Source organism: Streptomyces lacaronensis (genome assembly GCF_047337785.1).
In the GTDB taxonomy this organism is placed as follows: Bacteria; Actinomycetota; Actinomycetes; order Streptomycetales; family Streptomycetaceae; genus Streptomyces; species Streptomyces lycopersici.
In genome coordinates this window covers 3,443,030-3,458,198 of the sequence record NZ_JBLHDK010000003.1, presented here as the reverse complement: position 1 = coordinate 3,458,198, position 15,169 = coordinate 3,443,030, and the positions used below count along the sequence as shown (strand labels likewise).

The window sequence follows — 15,169 nt, the reverse complement described above, 5'->3', positions numbered from 1 at the left end:
ACGGGTTGCAGATCAGGTCTTGGACGCCGTCGCCGGTCCGGGATTTGAATCGAGGCATGGAAAAGTACAGCGGAAAGCGCGCCCTCATCACCGGTGGCAGTAGCGGAATCGGCCTGTCGATCGCACGTCTGCTGGCGGCCGAGGGTGCTCAGGTGATGGTCACGGGACGCAAGGAAGCCGCGCTCGAAGCGGCGAGCAAAGAGGGGCTGGTCGCGGTTCGCAGCGACGCCACCTCAAAGACCGACATCGATGACTTGGCGGGGAAGGTCGAGGAGGCGTTCGGTCAACTGGACGCGGTGTTCCTGAATGCGGGCATCACCGACTCGGTGTCGTTCGAGGCGACGACCGAGCAGACCTACGATGCCGTCTTCGCGGCCAACACCAAGGGGCCCTACTTCACCTTGCAGCGGCTGCTTCCGCTGCTTGCCGAGGGCAGCGGCGTGGTGCTGACCACCTCGGTCTTGAACGTGCTGGGGTATCCGGACCATGGTGTCTACGCGGCGAGCAAGGCGGCTCTCCGGTCGATGGCGCGTACCTGGGCTCGCGAACTGCTGCCGCGTGGCGTACGTGTCAATGCGGTGAGCCCGGGGCCGATCGACACAGGAATTCTGCACAAGAAGCTGCCCGTAGAGGTGGCGGACGAAATGGCGGCGGGTTTCGCCGCCCAGACTCCGATGGGGCGTATAGGGAATCCGGAGGAGGTCGCGCGTGCTGCCATTTTCTTCGCCTTCGATGCGACCTACACCACCGGCGCCGAGCTCGCGGTGGACGGTGGCGGCACCCAATTGTGACGCCGCCCGTTTGAACACCGCTCAGGATTGGGCGGTGTTCCCGCCCGATCTCGGTGTCGGATGCGGATTCCGACAGCTGAGACGATCGCTTAAGGCCCTTAGGCCCTTAGGCGGTCAGCAGGGCCGGGGGTGTCGTGCGGGCCTCGTCGTAGCGGGTCAGGAGGAGGCGGGCCAGTTCCGGGGCGGGGCCCAGGACGGGGGCCAGGAGGTCGGCGCCGGCGGCTTCGGCGCCGTGGACGATGCGGTCGGGGAGGCGGCCGGGGGCGATGACGTAGGGGGCCACGGCCACCCGGGGTACGCCGTCCGCGCGCAGGGCGCGGACGGCGTCCTCGGTGCGGGGAAGAGAGGCGGAGGCGAACGCGGGTCGCACGGCGCACCATCCGGTGTGCCGCCACTCCCGCGCGATTTCAGCGATCACCGCGATCGCCTCCGGGTCGGTAGACCCCGCCGAGGCCAGGACGACCCCGGTCGAGGAACGGTCGGCGGGGCGCAGCCCCGCCTCGTGAAGGCGGCGTTCCAGGGCGTCCATCAGGAGCGGGGACGGGCCCAGGACGTCGGCCTGGCGGACGGAGAGGCGGGGGTGGCGGGCCGTGGCCTCGCGCAGCACCGCCGGGATGTCGGTCTTCGCGTGGAAGGCGCGGGTCAGCAGCAGCGGGAGGGCGATCACCTCGGTGGCGTCCTCCGCGGCGAGCCGGGCCAGTACCTGCGGTACGCGCGGCGCGTTGAACTCCAGGAAGGCCGCCTCCACCCGCAGCCCCGGCCGTAGCGACCGCGCCCGCGCGCGCAGCGCGTCGACGGTCGCCGCATGGCGGGGATCGCGGCTGCCGTGGGCGATGATCAGCAGAGTCGGGGCAGACATGGTGATGGCTTTCCGTGGCCTTCCGTTCGGTGGCTTTCCGCTCAGTGGTCTTCGGTCAGTGGTCTTCGGTCAGTGGCCTTCGTTCAGCGGTCTTCGGTCAGCGGTCTTCGTTCAGCGGTCTTCGGTCAGCGCGCGCTCGCCAGCAGGCCGCGGCTGCGCAGCACCCGGCGCTCGATCGGGGCGAAGATCAGCAGCTCGATGGCGATGCCGACGACGAGGATCAGGAGGATGCCGAGGAGCACCCCCGCCATATCGGAGTTGTTGCGCTGGTTCTCCAGGTACTGGCCAAGACCGAGGCCCAGGTCCGGGGACTTGGCGATGATCTCGGCGGCCATCAGCGAGCGCCAGGAGAAGGCCCAGCCCTGCTTGAGCCCGGCGACATAACCGGGCAGCGCGGCGGGCAGCAGGATGTGCCGGGCGCTGACCAGGCCGCGGGCGCCGAGGGTGCGTCCGGCGCGGAGGAACAGTGGGGGCACCTGGTCGATGCCGGCCACCAGTCCGTTGGCGATGGAGGGGACCGCGCCCAGCAGGATGACGGTGTACATCATCTGGTCGTTCAGACCCAGCCAGATCACGGCGGGCGGCACCCAGGCGACCGACGGCAGTGACTGAAGCCCCGACAGGATCGGGCCGAGACCGGCGCGGATGAACTTCACCCGGGCGACGACCAGACCGAGTGGGGTCGCGATCGCCAGCGCGATGAGGAAGCCGAACAGACCGCGCGAGACGCTGGTCCAGATGATGTCGAGCAACTCGCCCTGGAGCCACAGCTGGCGCAGCGAGTCCCAGACCAGCCCCGGGTCGGGGAGCTTGTAGTCGGGGGTGACCTTCGCTACGACGAGCACCTTCCACAGGGCCAGGACGAAGGCGACGGCCACGATGGGCGGCAGCACCTTCTGGACCAGCACCTCGGCCGGTGAGACCCGCTTGGTCTGCACCGCGTCCAGGGCGTCCAGACCGGCCTCCAGGCCCGCCAGATCCTGGCCCGGACCCCTTGGACCCGCCTTGGCCGTGGACTTCTCCACAGACTTCTCGATGGGCCGCTTCCCGCCGTCGGCTTCCTCGACCGCGGTGCCGCGGGTGGTCTTACTGCTGGCCATGGCGGCGGATCTCCCCACGCAGTTCTTCGGTGATCTCAACGGACAGGTCGGCGACGGCCGCGTCCTCGATACGGCGCGGCTGCGGAATGTCCACCGTCCACTCGCGGACGATCCGCCCCGGCCGGGAGGACAGCAGCACCACGCGCTCGGCCAGCCGGACGGCCTCGCGGACGTTGTGGGTCACGAACAGCACCGAGACGCCGGTCTCGCTCCAGATCCGGGTCAGCTCCTCGTGCAGCACATCGCGGGTGATGGCGTCGAGCGCGGCGAACGGCTCGTCCATCAGCAGCACGCTGGAGTCCTGCGCCAGCGCGCGGGCCAGCGCCACGCGCTGCCGCATCCCGCCGGAGAGCTCGTGCACCCGCTTGCCGTGGGCGCCGCTGAGCCGCACCAGCTCCAGCAGCCGCTCGGCCCGCGGCCTGCGGTCGGCGCGCGGCACACCGCGCAGCCGCAGCGCCAGCTCGATGTTCTTCCCCGCGGTCAGCCACGGGAACAGGGCGTGCTCCTGGAACATCAGGGCCGGCCGGCCGCCGGGGACCTCGATGGCCCCCGAGGTCGGCTTGTCCAGATCGGCGATCAGATTGAGCAGCGTGGACTTACCGCAGCCGGAGGCCCCCAGGATGCAGACGAACTCCCCGGGCCGCACCTGGAGGTTGATGTCCTCGAGCACGGGCTGGGCCGCCCCGGGACGGCCGAAGGCCTTGTGGACATGGGCGATCGAGACGGATCCGGTGGCGTCGGCGGGGCCGGGGGAGCCCGCCGTCGCGGTGCTCGCCCGGTCGTCCTTCTCGGTGGTCAGTGCCGGGGACATCCGGTCACCTCCTGATGGATGCGTACATGCGTGTACATGCGTACGGTGCGTACGGGACGGACGGGCGGCTACTGGCTGCCGAGGCCCGCGGCGGAGACCGCCGGCTTGCCCTCGGCCTTGAGGACCTTGTTCAGCGGGCCCAGGTCGTAGATCCCCTTGAGATCGGGCTTCTCCAGAAGCCCCGCCTGGACCGCGTGGTCGGCCTCGGTGTTCAGCGTCGAGGCCAGGGGGTCGTCGGTGACCTGGATGGACTTCCACGCCGGGTCGATCACCTCGGCGGGCAGCGGCTTGCCGGTCTCCTCCTTGAGCGCCGCGTTGGCCGCGTTCTTCGCCTGCTCGGGGTTGGCCTTGATGTAGGCGTTGGTCTTCACCGAGCCGCGCAGCACGGCCTCGACGACCTTCGGGTGCTCCTCGAGGAACGACTGCTTCACGATCAGGTTGGTGATCACGAACTTCTTGTCCGGCCACAGCGAGGACTCGTCCAGGAGCACCTTGCCGCCGTCGGCGACCAGCTTGGACGCGGTCGGCTCGGGCACCCACGCGCCGTCGATGGCACCGGACTTGTACGCGTCCGGAGTGACCTTGTTGTCGCTGCGGACCACCGACACATCGCCCTTGCCGCTCTGGGCGTCGACCTTCCAGCCCTTGCTCTTGACCCAGTTGAGGAACGCCACGTCCTGGGTGTTGCCCAGCTGCGGGGTGGCGATCTTCTTGCCCTTGACGTCGTTCAGCGTCTTGATCTTCTTCGGGTTGACCACGAGCTTGACACCGCCCGAGACCGACCCCGAGATGATCTTGAGGTTGGAGCCGTGGGACTTCACATAGCCGTTGATGGACGGCGACGGGCCGATCCAGCCCATGTCGATGGAGCCCGCGTTGAGCGCCTCGATCTCCGACGGCCCGGCGTTGAAGACGTACGGCGCGACCTTCGTGCCCTTGAGCTCCTGCTGGATCGGGCCGCCCTTGCGCAGCCCCACCAGCGCGGTGGCATGGGTGAGGTTGGCGAAGTAGCCGACCTTCACCTTGTCCAGCCCGTCGACCTTCTCACCGCCGGCCGCGGGGACCGCAGAGGATCCCGCGTCGTCGTTCTTCTTCTGCGAGCCGTAGCCGCAGGCGCCCAGCGCGCCCATCAGCAGGGGGAGGACGGCCGCCGCCGCCAGGATCCGGGTGCGGCGGTGGGGGTGCTCGGCTGGTCGCGGAGCCATGAGGCGGACGGCAGACGACACGGGGTGTTCCTCTCGACGGGCCGGGGCGGCGTCAGAGGACGCCCGGCGGTTCAGACGGCTTTCGGCGGCGGTGCTGGTGGACGGGTGCGGACTGCGGCATCAGCGCACACATCGTCCGACCCCGCCCTGCCCGCTGCCGAGCGCCCCGCTGCCCACGCGGCCGCCCTCCTTGGCGAATGTCGAGAACACCTCACCGGCCATCGTCAGAAGTCCCATCCCTCGTCGTCCCGCGCGGCCTCGGCGCCCTTGGCCGGTGTCGCGAAGGAGTCGCCCGCCATTCCGGCGGTGAGCGTGGTGCCGTCGGCCGGGTCGACCAGCAGGAAGGAACCGGTGCGGCGCGAGGCGTCGTACGCGTCCAGCGCCAGCGGCTCGGAGGTACGCAGCACGACCCGGCCGATGTCATTGGCGGCCAGCTCACCCGGCGCCGGGTGGTGCGACAGATCGGCCAGCGTCAGCCGCGACGGAATGTCCTTGATGATCGCCTTCACCGTGCGGGTGGTGTGCTTGAGCAGCACCCGGTCGCCCACGCGCAGCGGACGGTCGTGCAGATGGCAGACGGTGGCCTCGACGTCCCTGGTGGTCCGTGGCGCGTGGTCGCTCGGCGCGAGCAGATCCCCGCGCGAGATGTCCAGGTCGTCGGCGAGGGTGAGGGTCACCGACTGCGGGGCCCACGCCACGTCCACCATCGCGCCCAGCGCGTCGATCCCGGTGATGGCGGACGTCCGGCCGGACGGCAGCACGGTGACGGCGTCGCCGACGCGCAGCACACCGGAGGCGATCTGGCCCGCGTAGCCGCGGTAGTCGGGGTGCTCGGCGGTCTGCGGACGGATCACGTACTGCACCGGGAAACGCGCCGGGTCCTGGGACGGGTCGGTGCCCACCGGCACGGTCTCCAGGTGCTCCAGCACGGTCGGGCCGCCGTACCAGTCCATGTTCGCCGACGCGGTCACCACGTTGTCCCCGGCCAGCGCCGAGATCGGGATGGCCGTGATCTCCGGGACGCCCAGCGAGGCCGCGTAGGTGGTGAACTCCTCGGCGATGGCCGCGAAGACCGGCTCCGCGTAGTCCACCAGGTCCATCTTGTTGACGGCGAGGACCACATGCGGGACCCGCAGCAGGGCGGCGACCGCGGCATGCCGCCGGGTCTGCTCCACCACGCCGTTGCGCGCGTCCACCAGGACGACCGCGAGCTCGGCGGTGGAGGCGCCGGTGACCATGTTGCGGGTGTACTGCACATGGCCGGGGGTGTCGGCGAGGATGAACCGCCGCTTCGGCGTGGCGAAGTAGCGGTAGGCGACATCGATGGTGATGCCCTGCTCCCGCTCCGCCCGCAGCCCGTCCGTCAGCAGCGCCAGGTCCGGCGCCTCCTGGCCACGGCTGCGCGAGGCGTGCTCCACGGCCTCCAGCTGATCGGCCAGCACCGACTTGGAGTCGTGCAGCAGCCGCCCGACCAGCGTGGACTTACCGTCGTCCACCGAGCCCGCGGTGGCGAACCGCAGCTGCGAGGTGGCCGCGGACCGCTCCACGGCGGCCGCCGCGGCCTGCTCCTCGGACGTCAGATCGCTCGTCATCGTTAGAAATACCCCTCGCGCTTGCGGTCCTCCATCGCGGCCTCCGACAGCTTGTCGTCGGCGCGGGTCGCACCCCGCTCGGTCAGCCGGGAGGCGGCTATCTCATCGATGACCTGCTCGATGGCCACCGCGTTCGACTCGACGGCGCCGGTGCAGGACATGTCGCCCACGGTGCGGTAGCGCACCATGCGCCGCTCCACGGTCTCGCCGTCCTTCGGACCGCCCCACTCGCCGGGCGCCAGCCACATGCCGGCGCGCCGGAAGACCTCGCGCTCATGCGCGTAGTAGATCTGCGGCAGGTCGATCTTCTCCCGGGCGATGTACTGCCACACGTCCAGCTCGGTCCAGTTGGACAGCGGGAAGACCCGGACGTGCTCACCGGGGGAGTGGCGGCCGTTGTAGAGCTGCCACAGCTCGGGGCGCTGCCGACGCGGGTCCCAGCCGCCGAACTCGTCCCGGAGGGAGAACACCCGCTCCTTGGCGCGGGCCTTCTCCTCGTCCCGGCGGCCACCGCCGAAGACCGCGTCGAAGCGGTTCTTCTCGATGGCGTCCAGCAGCGGCACGGTCTGGAGCGGATTGCGGGTGCCGTCCGGGCGCTCGCGCAGCCGGCCGTCGTCGATGAACTCCTGGACCGAGGCCACGTGCAGCCGCAGCCCGTGCCGGGCGACGGTGGCGTCCCGATAGGCGATGACCTCGGGGAAGTTGTGCCCGGTGTCCACGTGGAGGAGCGAGAACGGGACCGTCGCCGGGGCGAACGCCTTGAGCGCGAGGTGCAGCATGACGATGGAGTCCTTGCCGCCGGAGAACAGGATCACCGGCCGCTCGAACTCGCCCGCCACCTCGCGGAAGATGTGTACCGCCTCGGACTCCAACGCGTCCAGGTGCGAGAGCGCGTACAGGCCCGCGCCCTCGCCCGCGTTGATCGCCGTCACGGTCGTCATGCCGCGCCCCTTTCGTTCGCTCGGCTGCGGTAGTAGCTTCCCGTCATATCGGCCGATTCGCTGTGGGTACGGCGCCCCGATGCGGGGAGCGCCATGGCCCGTGACGCGGCGGCCGCCCGTGCGTGGCTCACAGCAGTCCCCTTTCACTCAACAGCAACCGCACCTCGGCCGCCGACTCCTGCACGCTGTTCCTGTGGGTTTCGATGCGCAGATCCGGGTCGGCAGGGGCCTCGTAGGGGTCGTCCACACCGGTCAGACCCGAGAGTTCGCCCGCCGCCTGCTTCGCGTACAGCCCCTTGACGTCCCGCTCGGAGCACACCTCCACGGGCGTGGCCACGTGGATCTCCAGATACGGGGTGCCCTCGCGCTGGTGGCGCTTGCGGACCGCCTCGCGGCTGTCCCCGTACGGCGCGATGACCGGCACCAGCACCGTGACCCCGTGGGAGGCCAGCAGCTCGGCCACGAAGCCGATCCGCTGGACGTTGGTGTGCCGGTCCTCGCGGGAGAACCCCAGACCCGAGGAGAGGAACTCGCGGATCTCGTCCCCGTCGAGCACCTCCACCCGGCGGCCCTCGCCGCGCAGCCGCTCGGCCAGCGCATAGGCGATCGTGGTCTTTCCCGCGCTCGGCAGACCGGTCAGCCACACCGTGGCACCGGTGGTCGTGGGGGCGCTCATCTCGTTCTCCTGGTCGACAGCCATCAGCCGTGCAGCCCGCATTCGGTCTTGTTGCTCCCCGCCCAGCGGCCGGACCGGTTGTCCTCGCCCTCCAGAACCCGACGGGTGCAGGGCGCGCAGCCTATCGACGGATAGCCGTCCATCAGCAGGGGGTTGGTCAGCACACCGTGCTCGGCGACATAGGCCTCGACATCCGCTTGGCGCCAGCGGGCGATCGGCGAGACCTTCACCTTACGGCGCCGGGCGTCCCAGCCAACGACCGGGGTGTTGGCGCGAGTTGGCGATTCGTCCCGGCGCAGCCCCGTGGCCCAGGCGTCGTACTCCCGCAGCCCCTCCTCGAGCGGCTGGACCTTCCGCAGGGCGCAGCAGAGGTCGGGGTCGCGGTCGTGCAGCCGGGGACCGTACTCGGCGTCCTGCTCGGCCACCGTCTGGCGCGGGGTCAGGGTGATGACATTGACGTCCATCACGGCCGCCACCGCGTCACGGGTGCCGATGGTCTCGGGGAAGTGGTAGCCGGTGTCGAGGAAGACCACGTCCACACCGGGGAAGGCGCGGGAGGCGAGGTGAGCCACCACCGCGTCCTCCATCGAGGAGGTGACGCAGAAACGCGATCCGAAGGTGTCCGCCGCCCAGCGCAGGATGTCCAGCGCCGGGGCGTCCTCGAGTTCGTGGCCCGCCTTCTCGGCGAGCTCTTCGAGATCGGTGTCCTCAAGGCGTGTCGTCATATCGCCGTGCCCCCTTCATCGATCGGGTCGCGCCGCAGGCCCTTGGCCAGCAGCCCGAGGAACGACAGGCGGAACGCGCGGTTGCAGGACGCGCATTCCCACGCGCCATGGCCCTCCTCCGAGGGACGCAGATCCTCGTCCCCGCAGTAAGGGCAGTAGAACGGCGCGGCACGCTCGGTCACCTTGCCCCCCGCTCGATCCCGGCGCGCATCGCTGCGCGGGCTTCCTTCGTCACTGCTCGCTCCTTCGTCGCTGCGCGGCTCCTCAGTCCAGCCCGCGCAGCGCGCCGGGACACGCTCATTTCAGGGCGTCCTCACTGGCACGCCCCGCCCAGGTGGCGAAGCGCTCGCCGTCCTCGCGCTGCTCCTGGAAGCGGCGCAGCAGCCGCTCCACATAGTCGGGGAGCTCGGCGGCGGTGACCTTCAGCCCGCGCACCTTGCGGCCGAAGCCCGGCTCCAGGCCCAGGGCGCCGCCCAGGTGTACCTGGTAGCCCTCGACCTGCTGGCCGTTGTCGTCCATGACCAGCTGGCCCTTGAGACCGATGTCCGCCACCTGGATACGGGCGCAGGCGTTCGGGCAGCCGTTGAGGTTGATGGTGATCGGCTCGTTGAACTCGGGCAGCCGGCGCTCCAGCTCATCGATGAGCCAGGAGCCGCGCGCCTTGGTCTCGACGATCGCCAGCTTGCAGAACTCGATACCGGTGCAGGCCATCGTGCCGCGCCGGAACGCGGACGGCTTGACCTGGAGGTCCAGCGCCTCCAGCCTCGCGACCAGCGACTCCACCTGGTCCTCGGTCACATCGAGCACGATCATCTTCTGCTCGACGGTGGTGGTCAGCCGCCCGGAGCCATGTGCCTCGGCCAGGTCGGCGATCTTGGTGAGGGTGGCGCCGTCCACCCGTCCGACGCGCGGTGCGAAGCCCACGTAGTAGCGGCCGTCCTGCTGGCGGTGGACGCCGATGTGGTCACGCCACTGCTGGACGGGCTGTTCGGGTGCCGGGCCGTCGGACAGCGGGCGCTTCAGGTACTCGTCCTCCAGCACCTGGCGGAACTTTTCCGGGCCCCAGTCGGCGACCAGGAACTTCAGCCGGGCGCGGGTGCGCAGCCTCCGGTAGCCGTAGTCGCGGAAGATGGAGACGACCCCGGCCCAGACCTCCGGGACCTCCTCCAGCGGCACCCAGGCGCCGAGCCGGACGCCGATCTTGGGGTTGGTGGAAAGACCGCCGCCGACCCACAGGTCGAAGCCGGGGCCGTGCTCGGGGTGGCGGACGCCGACGAACGCGACGTCGTTGATCTCGTGCACCACGTCGAGCACCGGCGAGCCGGAGACCGCGGTCTTGAACTTCCGCGGCAGGTTGGAGAACTCCTTGCTGCCGATGTAGCGCCGGTGGATCTCCTCGATGGCGGAGGTGCCGTCGATGATCTCGTCCTCGGCGATCCCCGCCACCGGCGAACCGACGATCACACGCGGAGTGTCACCGCACGCCTCGGTGGTGGACAGCCCGACGGCCTCCAGCCGCTTCCAGATCTCGGGCACGTCCTCGATCCGGATCCAGTGGTACTGGATGTTCTGCCGGTCGGTGATGTCCGCGGTGCCGCGCGCGAACTCCTCCGAGATCTCGCCGACGACCCGCAGCTGCTCGGTGGTCAGCCGGCCGCCGTCCACCCGGACCCGCATCATGAAGTACTCGTCGTCCAGCTCCTCCGGCTCCAGGATCGCGGTCTTGCCGCCGTCGATCCCGGGCTTGCGCTGGGTGTAAAGACCCCACCAGCGCATCCGGCCGCGCAGATCGGCGCCGTCGATGGAGTCGAAGCCGCGGTGGGCGTAGATCGTCTCAATGCGTGTCCGCACATTGAGACCGTCATCGTCCTTCTTGGTCTGCTCGTTGCCGTTGAGGGGGGTGAAGTGCCCCGCGGCCCACTGGCCTTCGCCGCGGTGGCGTCCGGCCTTGCGGCGGGGCGTAGCGCTTGCGCGTTCCGGGGTGGCAGCCATGGCGGTGTATGTCCTTCGATGCGACTCTGGTGCGGCGGGTAGTACGTTGGTGCGCACCGTCCGACCTGCGCATGCGCAGGCGGGCAGGGGTGTACGGCGGGGACCGGTGCGAATGCGGCGGGGAGTGTCGAGGCGTGCGCGCCCGCCCACGTCGTCGGGGGCGTGCGGAAGATGCGGTGGTGCTGCCCGGGGCCTTGATGACGGCCCTGTCGAGGTGCGGGTCAGCCCGCCGGACAGATCGCGCTGGACATGCGGCCGAGATCGACGTGGCGTCGACTCACCAAGGCAATTCCAGCTCGAGACATGATGGAAGCGTCGCATGGCGGTCTCTGACGAGTCCACCTTCATCCACTATGCGGACGAATCTGTCTCGAAATGCAAGACGCTGTGGCGTTGGTCACTCCTCGTCCGCCGTCTTGACGTCGAACACCCGGAAGCCCCGGCGGCGGTAGTTGTCCAGCGCGTACGGCCCGTCCTTGCTACAGGTGTGCAGCCACACCCGCTTGGTCGGCACCCGGTCCGGCCAGCGGTCGGCCATGTCCCAGGCGCGGGAGGTCCCCCAGGTCAGCAGATGCCCGCCGATGCGGCGGCCCCGGAAGGCGGGCAGCAGACCGAAGTACACGATCTCCACCACGCCCTCGTCCTGGCCCTCCAGCTCGATGTACCCGGCCGGGGTCCCGCGCTCGTACGCCACCCAGGTCTCCACACCGGGCCGGTGCAGACGCTCCTCCCACGCCTCCCGCGACCACACCAGCCGGTCGGTCCACGACACATCCGAGCCCACCGCCGTGAAGAGGAAGTGGCTGAACTCGGGGCTCGGCACCTCGGCCCGGGCGATCCGCACCCCGGCCGTCGCGGGCGGCTCCTGCGCCGGGCTGAGATCGGAAGGAGCGGTCTGCTCCAGGTGCCAGGTGGTCACGGTGGTGGTCATGGTGGACAGATAACCATGGACGCCGTTGACTCGCCTTGACGGGTATCGCTCAAGCGGGGAGGGCGGGGTCGGGGTGTCCGGGAACGGGGATGTGGAGGAGTTCGCGGAGCTGTTGCGCGAGCTCAAGGGGAGGACGAACCGCAGTTACGCGGCGCTGGCGGCGCGCAGCGGGGTGAGCGCGTCGGCGCTGCACCGCTACTGCTCGGGGGCGGGCGTGCCCGGCGACTACGAGGTGCTCGCGCGGTTCGGCAAGGTGTGCGGGGCCAGCGGTGAGGAACTGCTGGAGCTGCATCGGCGGTGGGTTCTGGCGGACGCGGAGCGCAAGCGGGCCGGGTCGCGGGCGCCGGCCGCGGTATCGGTGGGCCGGGCTGGGGCTGCCGGGCCGGTTGTCTCAAGTGCCGAGACAATGGGTGGGCCGGATGCCGAGACGGCGCCCGGTGCGGCCTCGGAGCCGGAGCCCGACCCCGAGCCGGAACCAGAATCCGGGGCGGAGTCCCCTCGCACCGCTCCGGCCCCGGAGCCCGGCTCCGCCGCGTCGCCGCCGCGCCGCCGGCCGCTGCTCACCGTGCTCGCCCTTGCCGTCTTCGCCGCCGCCGGGGTGGCAGCCGCGCTGTTGGGGAAGACCCTGACGTCGTCGGACGGGTCGGGCGGCTCCTCGGACGACCGCCTGCTGCTGTCCTCCCGCTGCCCGGTCGTCGTGAGCATGGGGCAGGCGGACGCGTGTGTGCGTGAGCTCCAGTCGCTGCTCGCCCGCGCGGGCGGCAGGCTCGACGTCGACGGGGCCTTCGGACCGGTCACCCAGATGCGTGTCGTGGTGTTCCAGCTCCGCAGCGGGCTGACGCCCAACGGATCGGTGGACAAGCGGACCAAACGCGCGCTGTACGAGACCGAGGGCAAACCGCTCGACACCTGGACGCCGGACCGGGTCACCCGGCGCATCCGCGAGGTCTTCACCGAGGACCCCGAGCGCGCGGTCGGCATCGCGGACTGCGCCTCGTACCTCGATCCCCTCCATACCCTGCCCAATTCCAACGCGACCCGGAACTGGGGCGTCTTCCAGCTGTACGACGGCACGCTGCGCAAGCTGGGCGGCACCCGGGAGCGGGCGCTGGATCCGGACTGGAACATCCGGGCGGCCCATCGGCTGTGGGCGCTCACCCATGACTTCAGCGCCTGGAGCGCCTGCGACCGCGCCTACCGTGCCGGATCGAAGAGCTGATCACCGCGTGCCGCGCCGCCCGGCGTCCCACCGGGCATCCCAGCCCCCGCCGTCCTCGCAGCTCGAGGGCGGTTTCCGATCCCGCTGTCCCGATTTCCCCGGTGAGTCGCCCGCCCGGCACGCAGGGCTGGGATCGTGCTGCCGCCGTCCTCGACGGTCCACGGATCCGCAGACGAAGGAGACGAAGACGACCATGGCTGTGACCAGCACCCGGATCAGACTCGGCGCCCTGCTCGGCGGCGCGGTCCTCGCCGCCACCGGCGTGTCCACCGCCCAGAGCGCGGTGGCCGCCCCCAGCGCCCCCGTGGCCGCCGACGCGCCCTCCGCCGCCGCGGTGACCAAGCTCAGCCACTCCGACGCGGCGAACCGGCTGCGCGGCGCCGGGATCTCCTGGACCTCCAGCGGGGGCTGCTCGGACCGTAACAACCCCAGCTGTACCTCGTTCGAGCAGATCAACCTGACCACCGTGCAGGGTGCCATCACCCTGAAGGGGGCCACCGGCTGCGCGCTCACCATCACCGGCGGCACGGAGACCGGGCACGCCTCCGGTACGTACAGCCACTGGAACGGCTACAAGCTGGACTTCAGCCCCACCAGCTGCCTCAGCAACTACATCACCGGCACCTTCACCAACATCGGCCCGCGCCCCGGTGACGGTGCCCAGCAGTACAAGTCCGGTTCGGGCAACGTCTACGCCCGCGAGAGCAACCACTGGGACGTGACCTACTACAACTGCGGAGGCTGCTGACCCGCGGCCCCCACGCCCCCACCGGCGTCCGGACGACTGCAACGCGGCGCAACCTTTGCGCATGGCTGTACCCGGCACGGACAGTGGGCCCGGCGGGCGGAGGGTGGTGCCGAGTCGGCGCGGCATCCCCTCCGCCAATGCCTGCGCGGCGCCCTTTTGCGCGGATTCGGCCTGGTCACCGGATGAACGGCGGTGAAAACCCCCGATACGGTGAGAAGGTGCAGCCAGCAGAAGAAACATCGAAGCCGTCCGGCCGGCTCCGCAAGGCCCGCGCCCTGTACCGCAATGTGTCCAAGCGCAGGACGGCCTGGCTGCTGCTGAAGGACACCATCAATTCCTGTATGGAGTACCGGGTCACCGGGCTCGCCGCCGAAGCGGCCTTCTTCACCCTGCTGTCGCTTCCGCCCCTGCTGCTCGCCCTGATCGGACTGCTCGGCTACTTCGACGCCTGGACCAGCACCGACACGGTGGCCACCATCCGGCAGAACATCCTCGACGCCTCCGCGACCGTGCTGTCCGACCGGGGTGTCAAGGAGATCGCCCGGCCGCTGCTGGACGATGTGATCAAGGGCGGGCGTCCCGATGTGATCTCGCTGGGCTTCGCCATCGCCCTGTGGTCCGGCTCCCGCGCGGTGAACGTGTTCGTGGACACCATCACGATCATGTACGGGCTGGAGGGAAAGCGCGGGATCGTCAGGACCCGTCTGCTGTCCTTCCTGCTCTATCTGGTGGCGCTCGTGGTCGGGGCGGTGGCGCTGCCGCTGATGGTGATCGGGCCGGAGGCGGTGGTGGACCTGCTGCCGTCCAGCGGGGACCTCGTACCGGTCCTGTACTGGCCGGTGGTGATCGTGCTCTCCATCGCCTTCCTCACCACGCTCTACCACGTGTCCGTACCGGTGCGCTCGCCCTGGCCGGAGGACATTCCCGGGGCGCTGGTGGCCCTCGCGATATGGGTGCTGGGCAGCTTTCTGCTACGGATCTACCTGGTGCATACGGTCGAGGGCCCGACGATCTACGGCTCGCTGGCCGCACCCGTCGCGGTGCTGCTGTGGATCGGGGTATCCGCCTTCGCGGTGCTGGTCGGGGCGGCGGTCAACGCCGCGATCGACCGGGTCTGGCCCTCGGTGGCCACGGCCGCCGGGCGTGCCGAGCGCGCCGCCCGAGCCCGGGAGGAGGCGGCCCGGCCGCGGGCGAGGGAACAGCGCACGGCGGACGACGGCGCGGCGGAGATCACCCCGCCGTCGGAGTTCCCCGAGCGCTGGGCCCAGTTCCTGCCGCACGGCGACATACGCTCCCGGCTGCACACGAAGCGCGAGACGGGCGACAAGCCGGGCGAGAAGGCCGCCGGGAAGGCCGGGAAGCCCGCCGGTCGTCCCGTCGATCAGCCCTCGGGGACGGCACCCCAGCCCACGGGGGAGGCGCGGCCCACGGGGACACAGCCCTCGGGGAAGGCGGCCGGGGAGCCCCGGACACCCCGGCAGGGGCCGAGGCGTCCGGAGGTACGGTCCGCGGCGGACGGCGCGGACGACACCGCGGCGGACGACGACCACCCGGTGCGCTGACCGCGCGCTGACCACGC

At 70.5% G+C, this 15,169-nt stretch carries 16 protein-coding genes; 4 read left to right on the top strand and 12 right to left on the bottom strand.

Annotation, left to right across the window (positions count from 1 at the left end):
• The first annotated feature begins 56 nt into the window (after positions 1-56).
• Entirely contained in the window at positions 57-791 is a 735-nt protein-coding gene (locus ACMTAK_RS14550) for an SDR family oxidoreductase (protein ID WP_413806639.1), read from the top strand.
• 106 nt (positions 792-897) lie between these two features.
• On the opposite strand, the gene ACMTAK_RS14545 is transcribed toward ACMTAK_RS14550, so the two are convergent.
• The 12 genes from ACMTAK_RS14545 to ACMTAK_RS14490 form a co-directional block, all read right to left on the bottom strand.
• Entirely contained in the window at positions 898-1,650 is a 753-nt protein-coding gene (locus tag ACMTAK_RS14545; RefSeq protein WP_413806638.1) for a sirohydrochlorin chelatase, read from the bottom strand.
• Between the two features lie 125 nt (positions 1,651-1,775).
• On the bottom strand, positions 1,776-2,750 hold the full coding sequence (locus tag ACMTAK_RS14540) for an ABC transporter permease (RefSeq protein ID WP_413806637.1): 975 nt from the start codon (positions 2,748-2,750) through the stop codon (positions 1,776-1,778).
• Positions 2,737-3,561, bottom strand: coding sequence for an ABC transporter ATP-binding protein (locus tag ACMTAK_RS14535; RefSeq protein ID WP_413806636.1), 825 nt, complete (start codon positions 3,559-3,561; stop codon positions 2,737-2,739). Before ACMTAK_RS14535 ends, ACMTAK_RS14540 begins: the two co-directional genes overlap by 14 nt.
• A 68-nt stretch (positions 3,562-3,629) precedes the next feature.
• The gene (locus ACMTAK_RS14530) at positions 3,630-4,766 is read right to left on the bottom strand and encodes an ABC transporter substrate-binding protein (protein ID WP_413806635.1); all 1,137 of its coding nucleotides are present in this window, start codon (positions 4,764-4,766) and stop codon (positions 3,630-3,632) included.
• A 224-nt stretch (positions 4,767-4,990) separates the two neighbouring features.
• Positions 4,991-6,358, bottom strand: coding sequence for a sulfate adenylyltransferase subunit 1 (locus ACMTAK_RS14525; RefSeq protein ID WP_413806634.1), 1,368 nt, complete (start codon positions 6,356-6,358; stop codon positions 4,991-4,993).
• A 2-nt stretch (positions 6,359-6,360) separates the two neighbouring features.
• Entirely contained in the window at positions 6,361-7,299 is a 939-nt protein-coding gene (cysD, locus tag ACMTAK_RS14520; protein ID WP_413806633.1) for a sulfate adenylyltransferase subunit CysD, read from the bottom strand.
• A gap of 127 nt (positions 7,300-7,426) precedes the next feature.
• A complete protein-coding gene (gene cysC / locus ACMTAK_RS14515) occupies positions 7,427-8,017 on the bottom strand; it encodes an adenylyl-sulfate kinase (RefSeq protein ID WP_185057964.1) in 591 nt (196 codons plus the stop codon).
• On the bottom strand, positions 7,999-8,700 hold the full coding sequence (locus ACMTAK_RS14510) for a phosphoadenylyl-sulfate reductase (RefSeq protein WP_413806632.1): 702 nt from the start codon (positions 8,698-8,700) through the stop codon (positions 7,999-8,001). The genes cysC and ACMTAK_RS14510 overlap by 19 nt, the downstream gene beginning before the upstream one ends.
• The gene (locus tag ACMTAK_RS14505; RefSeq protein ID WP_020867772.1) at positions 8,697-8,882 is read right to left on the bottom strand and encodes a hypothetical protein; all 186 of its coding nucleotides are present in this window, start codon (positions 8,880-8,882) and stop codon (positions 8,697-8,699) included. The genes ACMTAK_RS14510 and ACMTAK_RS14505 overlap by 4 nt, the downstream gene beginning before the upstream one ends.
• 115 nt (positions 8,883-8,997) lie before the next feature.
• The gene (locus tag ACMTAK_RS14500; RefSeq protein ID WP_413806631.1) at positions 8,998-10,692 is read right to left on the bottom strand and encodes a nitrite/sulfite reductase; all 1,695 of its coding nucleotides are present in this window, start codon (positions 10,690-10,692) and stop codon (positions 8,998-9,000) included.
• Positions 10,693-10,913: 221 nt separating this feature from the next.
• Entirely contained in the window at positions 10,914-10,997 is an 84-nt protein-coding gene (locus tag ACMTAK_RS14495) for a putative leader peptide (RefSeq protein WP_309471194.1), read from the bottom strand.
• Between the two features lie 92 nt (positions 10,998-11,089).
• Positions 11,090-11,623 (bottom strand): GNAT family N-acetyltransferase, encoded by a 534-nt coding sequence (locus ACMTAK_RS14490; RefSeq protein ID WP_413806630.1) that lies wholly within the window; start codon positions 11,621-11,623, stop codon positions 11,090-11,092.
• 73 nt (positions 11,624-11,696) lie between these two features.
• Between ACMTAK_RS14490 and ACMTAK_RS14485 the strand changes: the two genes are divergently transcribed.
• From ACMTAK_RS14485 to ACMTAK_RS14475, 3 genes are all read left to right on the top strand, one after another.
• A complete protein-coding gene (locus ACMTAK_RS14485; RefSeq protein WP_413806629.1) occupies positions 11,697-12,842 on the top strand; it encodes a helix-turn-helix domain-containing protein in 1,146 nt (381 codons plus the stop codon).
• A 193-nt stretch (positions 12,843-13,035) separates the two neighbouring features.
• Positions 13,036-13,590: a hypothetical protein gene (locus tag ACMTAK_RS14480; RefSeq protein WP_413806628.1), complete on the top strand. Its 555-nt coding sequence runs from the start codon at positions 13,036-13,038 to the stop codon at positions 13,588-13,590.
• A 218-nt stretch (positions 13,591-13,808) separates the two neighbouring features.
• Positions 13,809-15,152, top strand: coding sequence for a YihY/virulence factor BrkB family protein (locus tag ACMTAK_RS14475; RefSeq protein ID WP_413806627.1), 1,344 nt, complete (start codon positions 13,809-13,811; stop codon positions 15,150-15,152).
• Positions 15,153-15,169 lie beyond the last annotated feature (17 nt).

Excerpts from the sequence above, each read along its gene's own strand:
- ACMTAK_RS14490 (WP_413806630.1), bottom strand. The coding sequence starts at position 11,623 with ATGACCACCACCGTGACCACCTGGCACCTGGAGCAGACCGCTCCTTCC.
- ACMTAK_RS14530 (WP_413806635.1), bottom strand. The coding sequence starts at position 4,766 with ATGGCTCCGCGACCAGCCGAGCACCCCCACCGCCGCACCCGGATCCTG.
- cysC (WP_185057964.1), bottom strand. The coding sequence starts at position 8,017 with ATGCGGGCTGCACGGCTGATGGCTGTCGACCAGGAGAACGAGATGAGC.
- ACMTAK_RS14500 (WP_413806631.1), bottom strand. The coding sequence starts at position 10,692 with ATGGCTGCCACCCCGGAACGCGCAAGCGCTACGCCCCGCCGCAAGGCC.
- ACMTAK_RS14535 (WP_413806636.1), bottom strand. The coding sequence starts at position 3,561 with ATGTCCCCGGCACTGACCACCGAGAAGGACGACCGGGCGAGCACCGCG.
- ACMTAK_RS14525 (WP_413806634.1), bottom strand. The coding sequence starts at position 6,358 with ATGACGAGCGATCTGACGTCCGAGGAGCAGGCCGCGGCGGCCGCCGTG.
- ACMTAK_RS14540 (WP_413806637.1), bottom strand. The coding sequence starts at position 2,750 with ATGGCCAGCAGTAAGACCACCCGCGGCACCGCGGTCGAGGAAGCCGAC.
- cysD (WP_413806633.1), bottom strand. The coding sequence starts at position 7,299 with ATGACGACCGTGACGGCGATCAACGCGGGCGAGGGCGCGGGCCTGTAC.
- ACMTAK_RS14550 (WP_413806639.1), top strand. The coding sequence starts at position 57 with ATGGAAAAGTACAGCGGAAAGCGCGCCCTCATCACCGGTGGCAGTAGC.
- ACMTAK_RS14480 (WP_413806628.1), top strand. The coding sequence starts at position 13,036 with ATGGCTGTGACCAGCACCCGGATCAGACTCGGCGCCCTGCTCGGCGGC.
- ACMTAK_RS14545 (WP_413806638.1), bottom strand. The coding sequence starts at position 1,650 with ATGTCTGCCCCGACTCTGCTGATCATCGCCCACGGCAGCCGCGATCCC.
- ACMTAK_RS14495 (WP_309471194.1), bottom strand. The coding sequence starts at position 10,997 with ATGTCTCGAGCTGGAATTGCCTTGGTGAGTCGACGCCACGTCGATCTC.
- ACMTAK_RS14510 (WP_413806632.1), bottom strand. The coding sequence starts at position 8,700 with ATGACGACACGCCTTGAGGACACCGATCTCGAAGAGCTCGCCGAGAAG.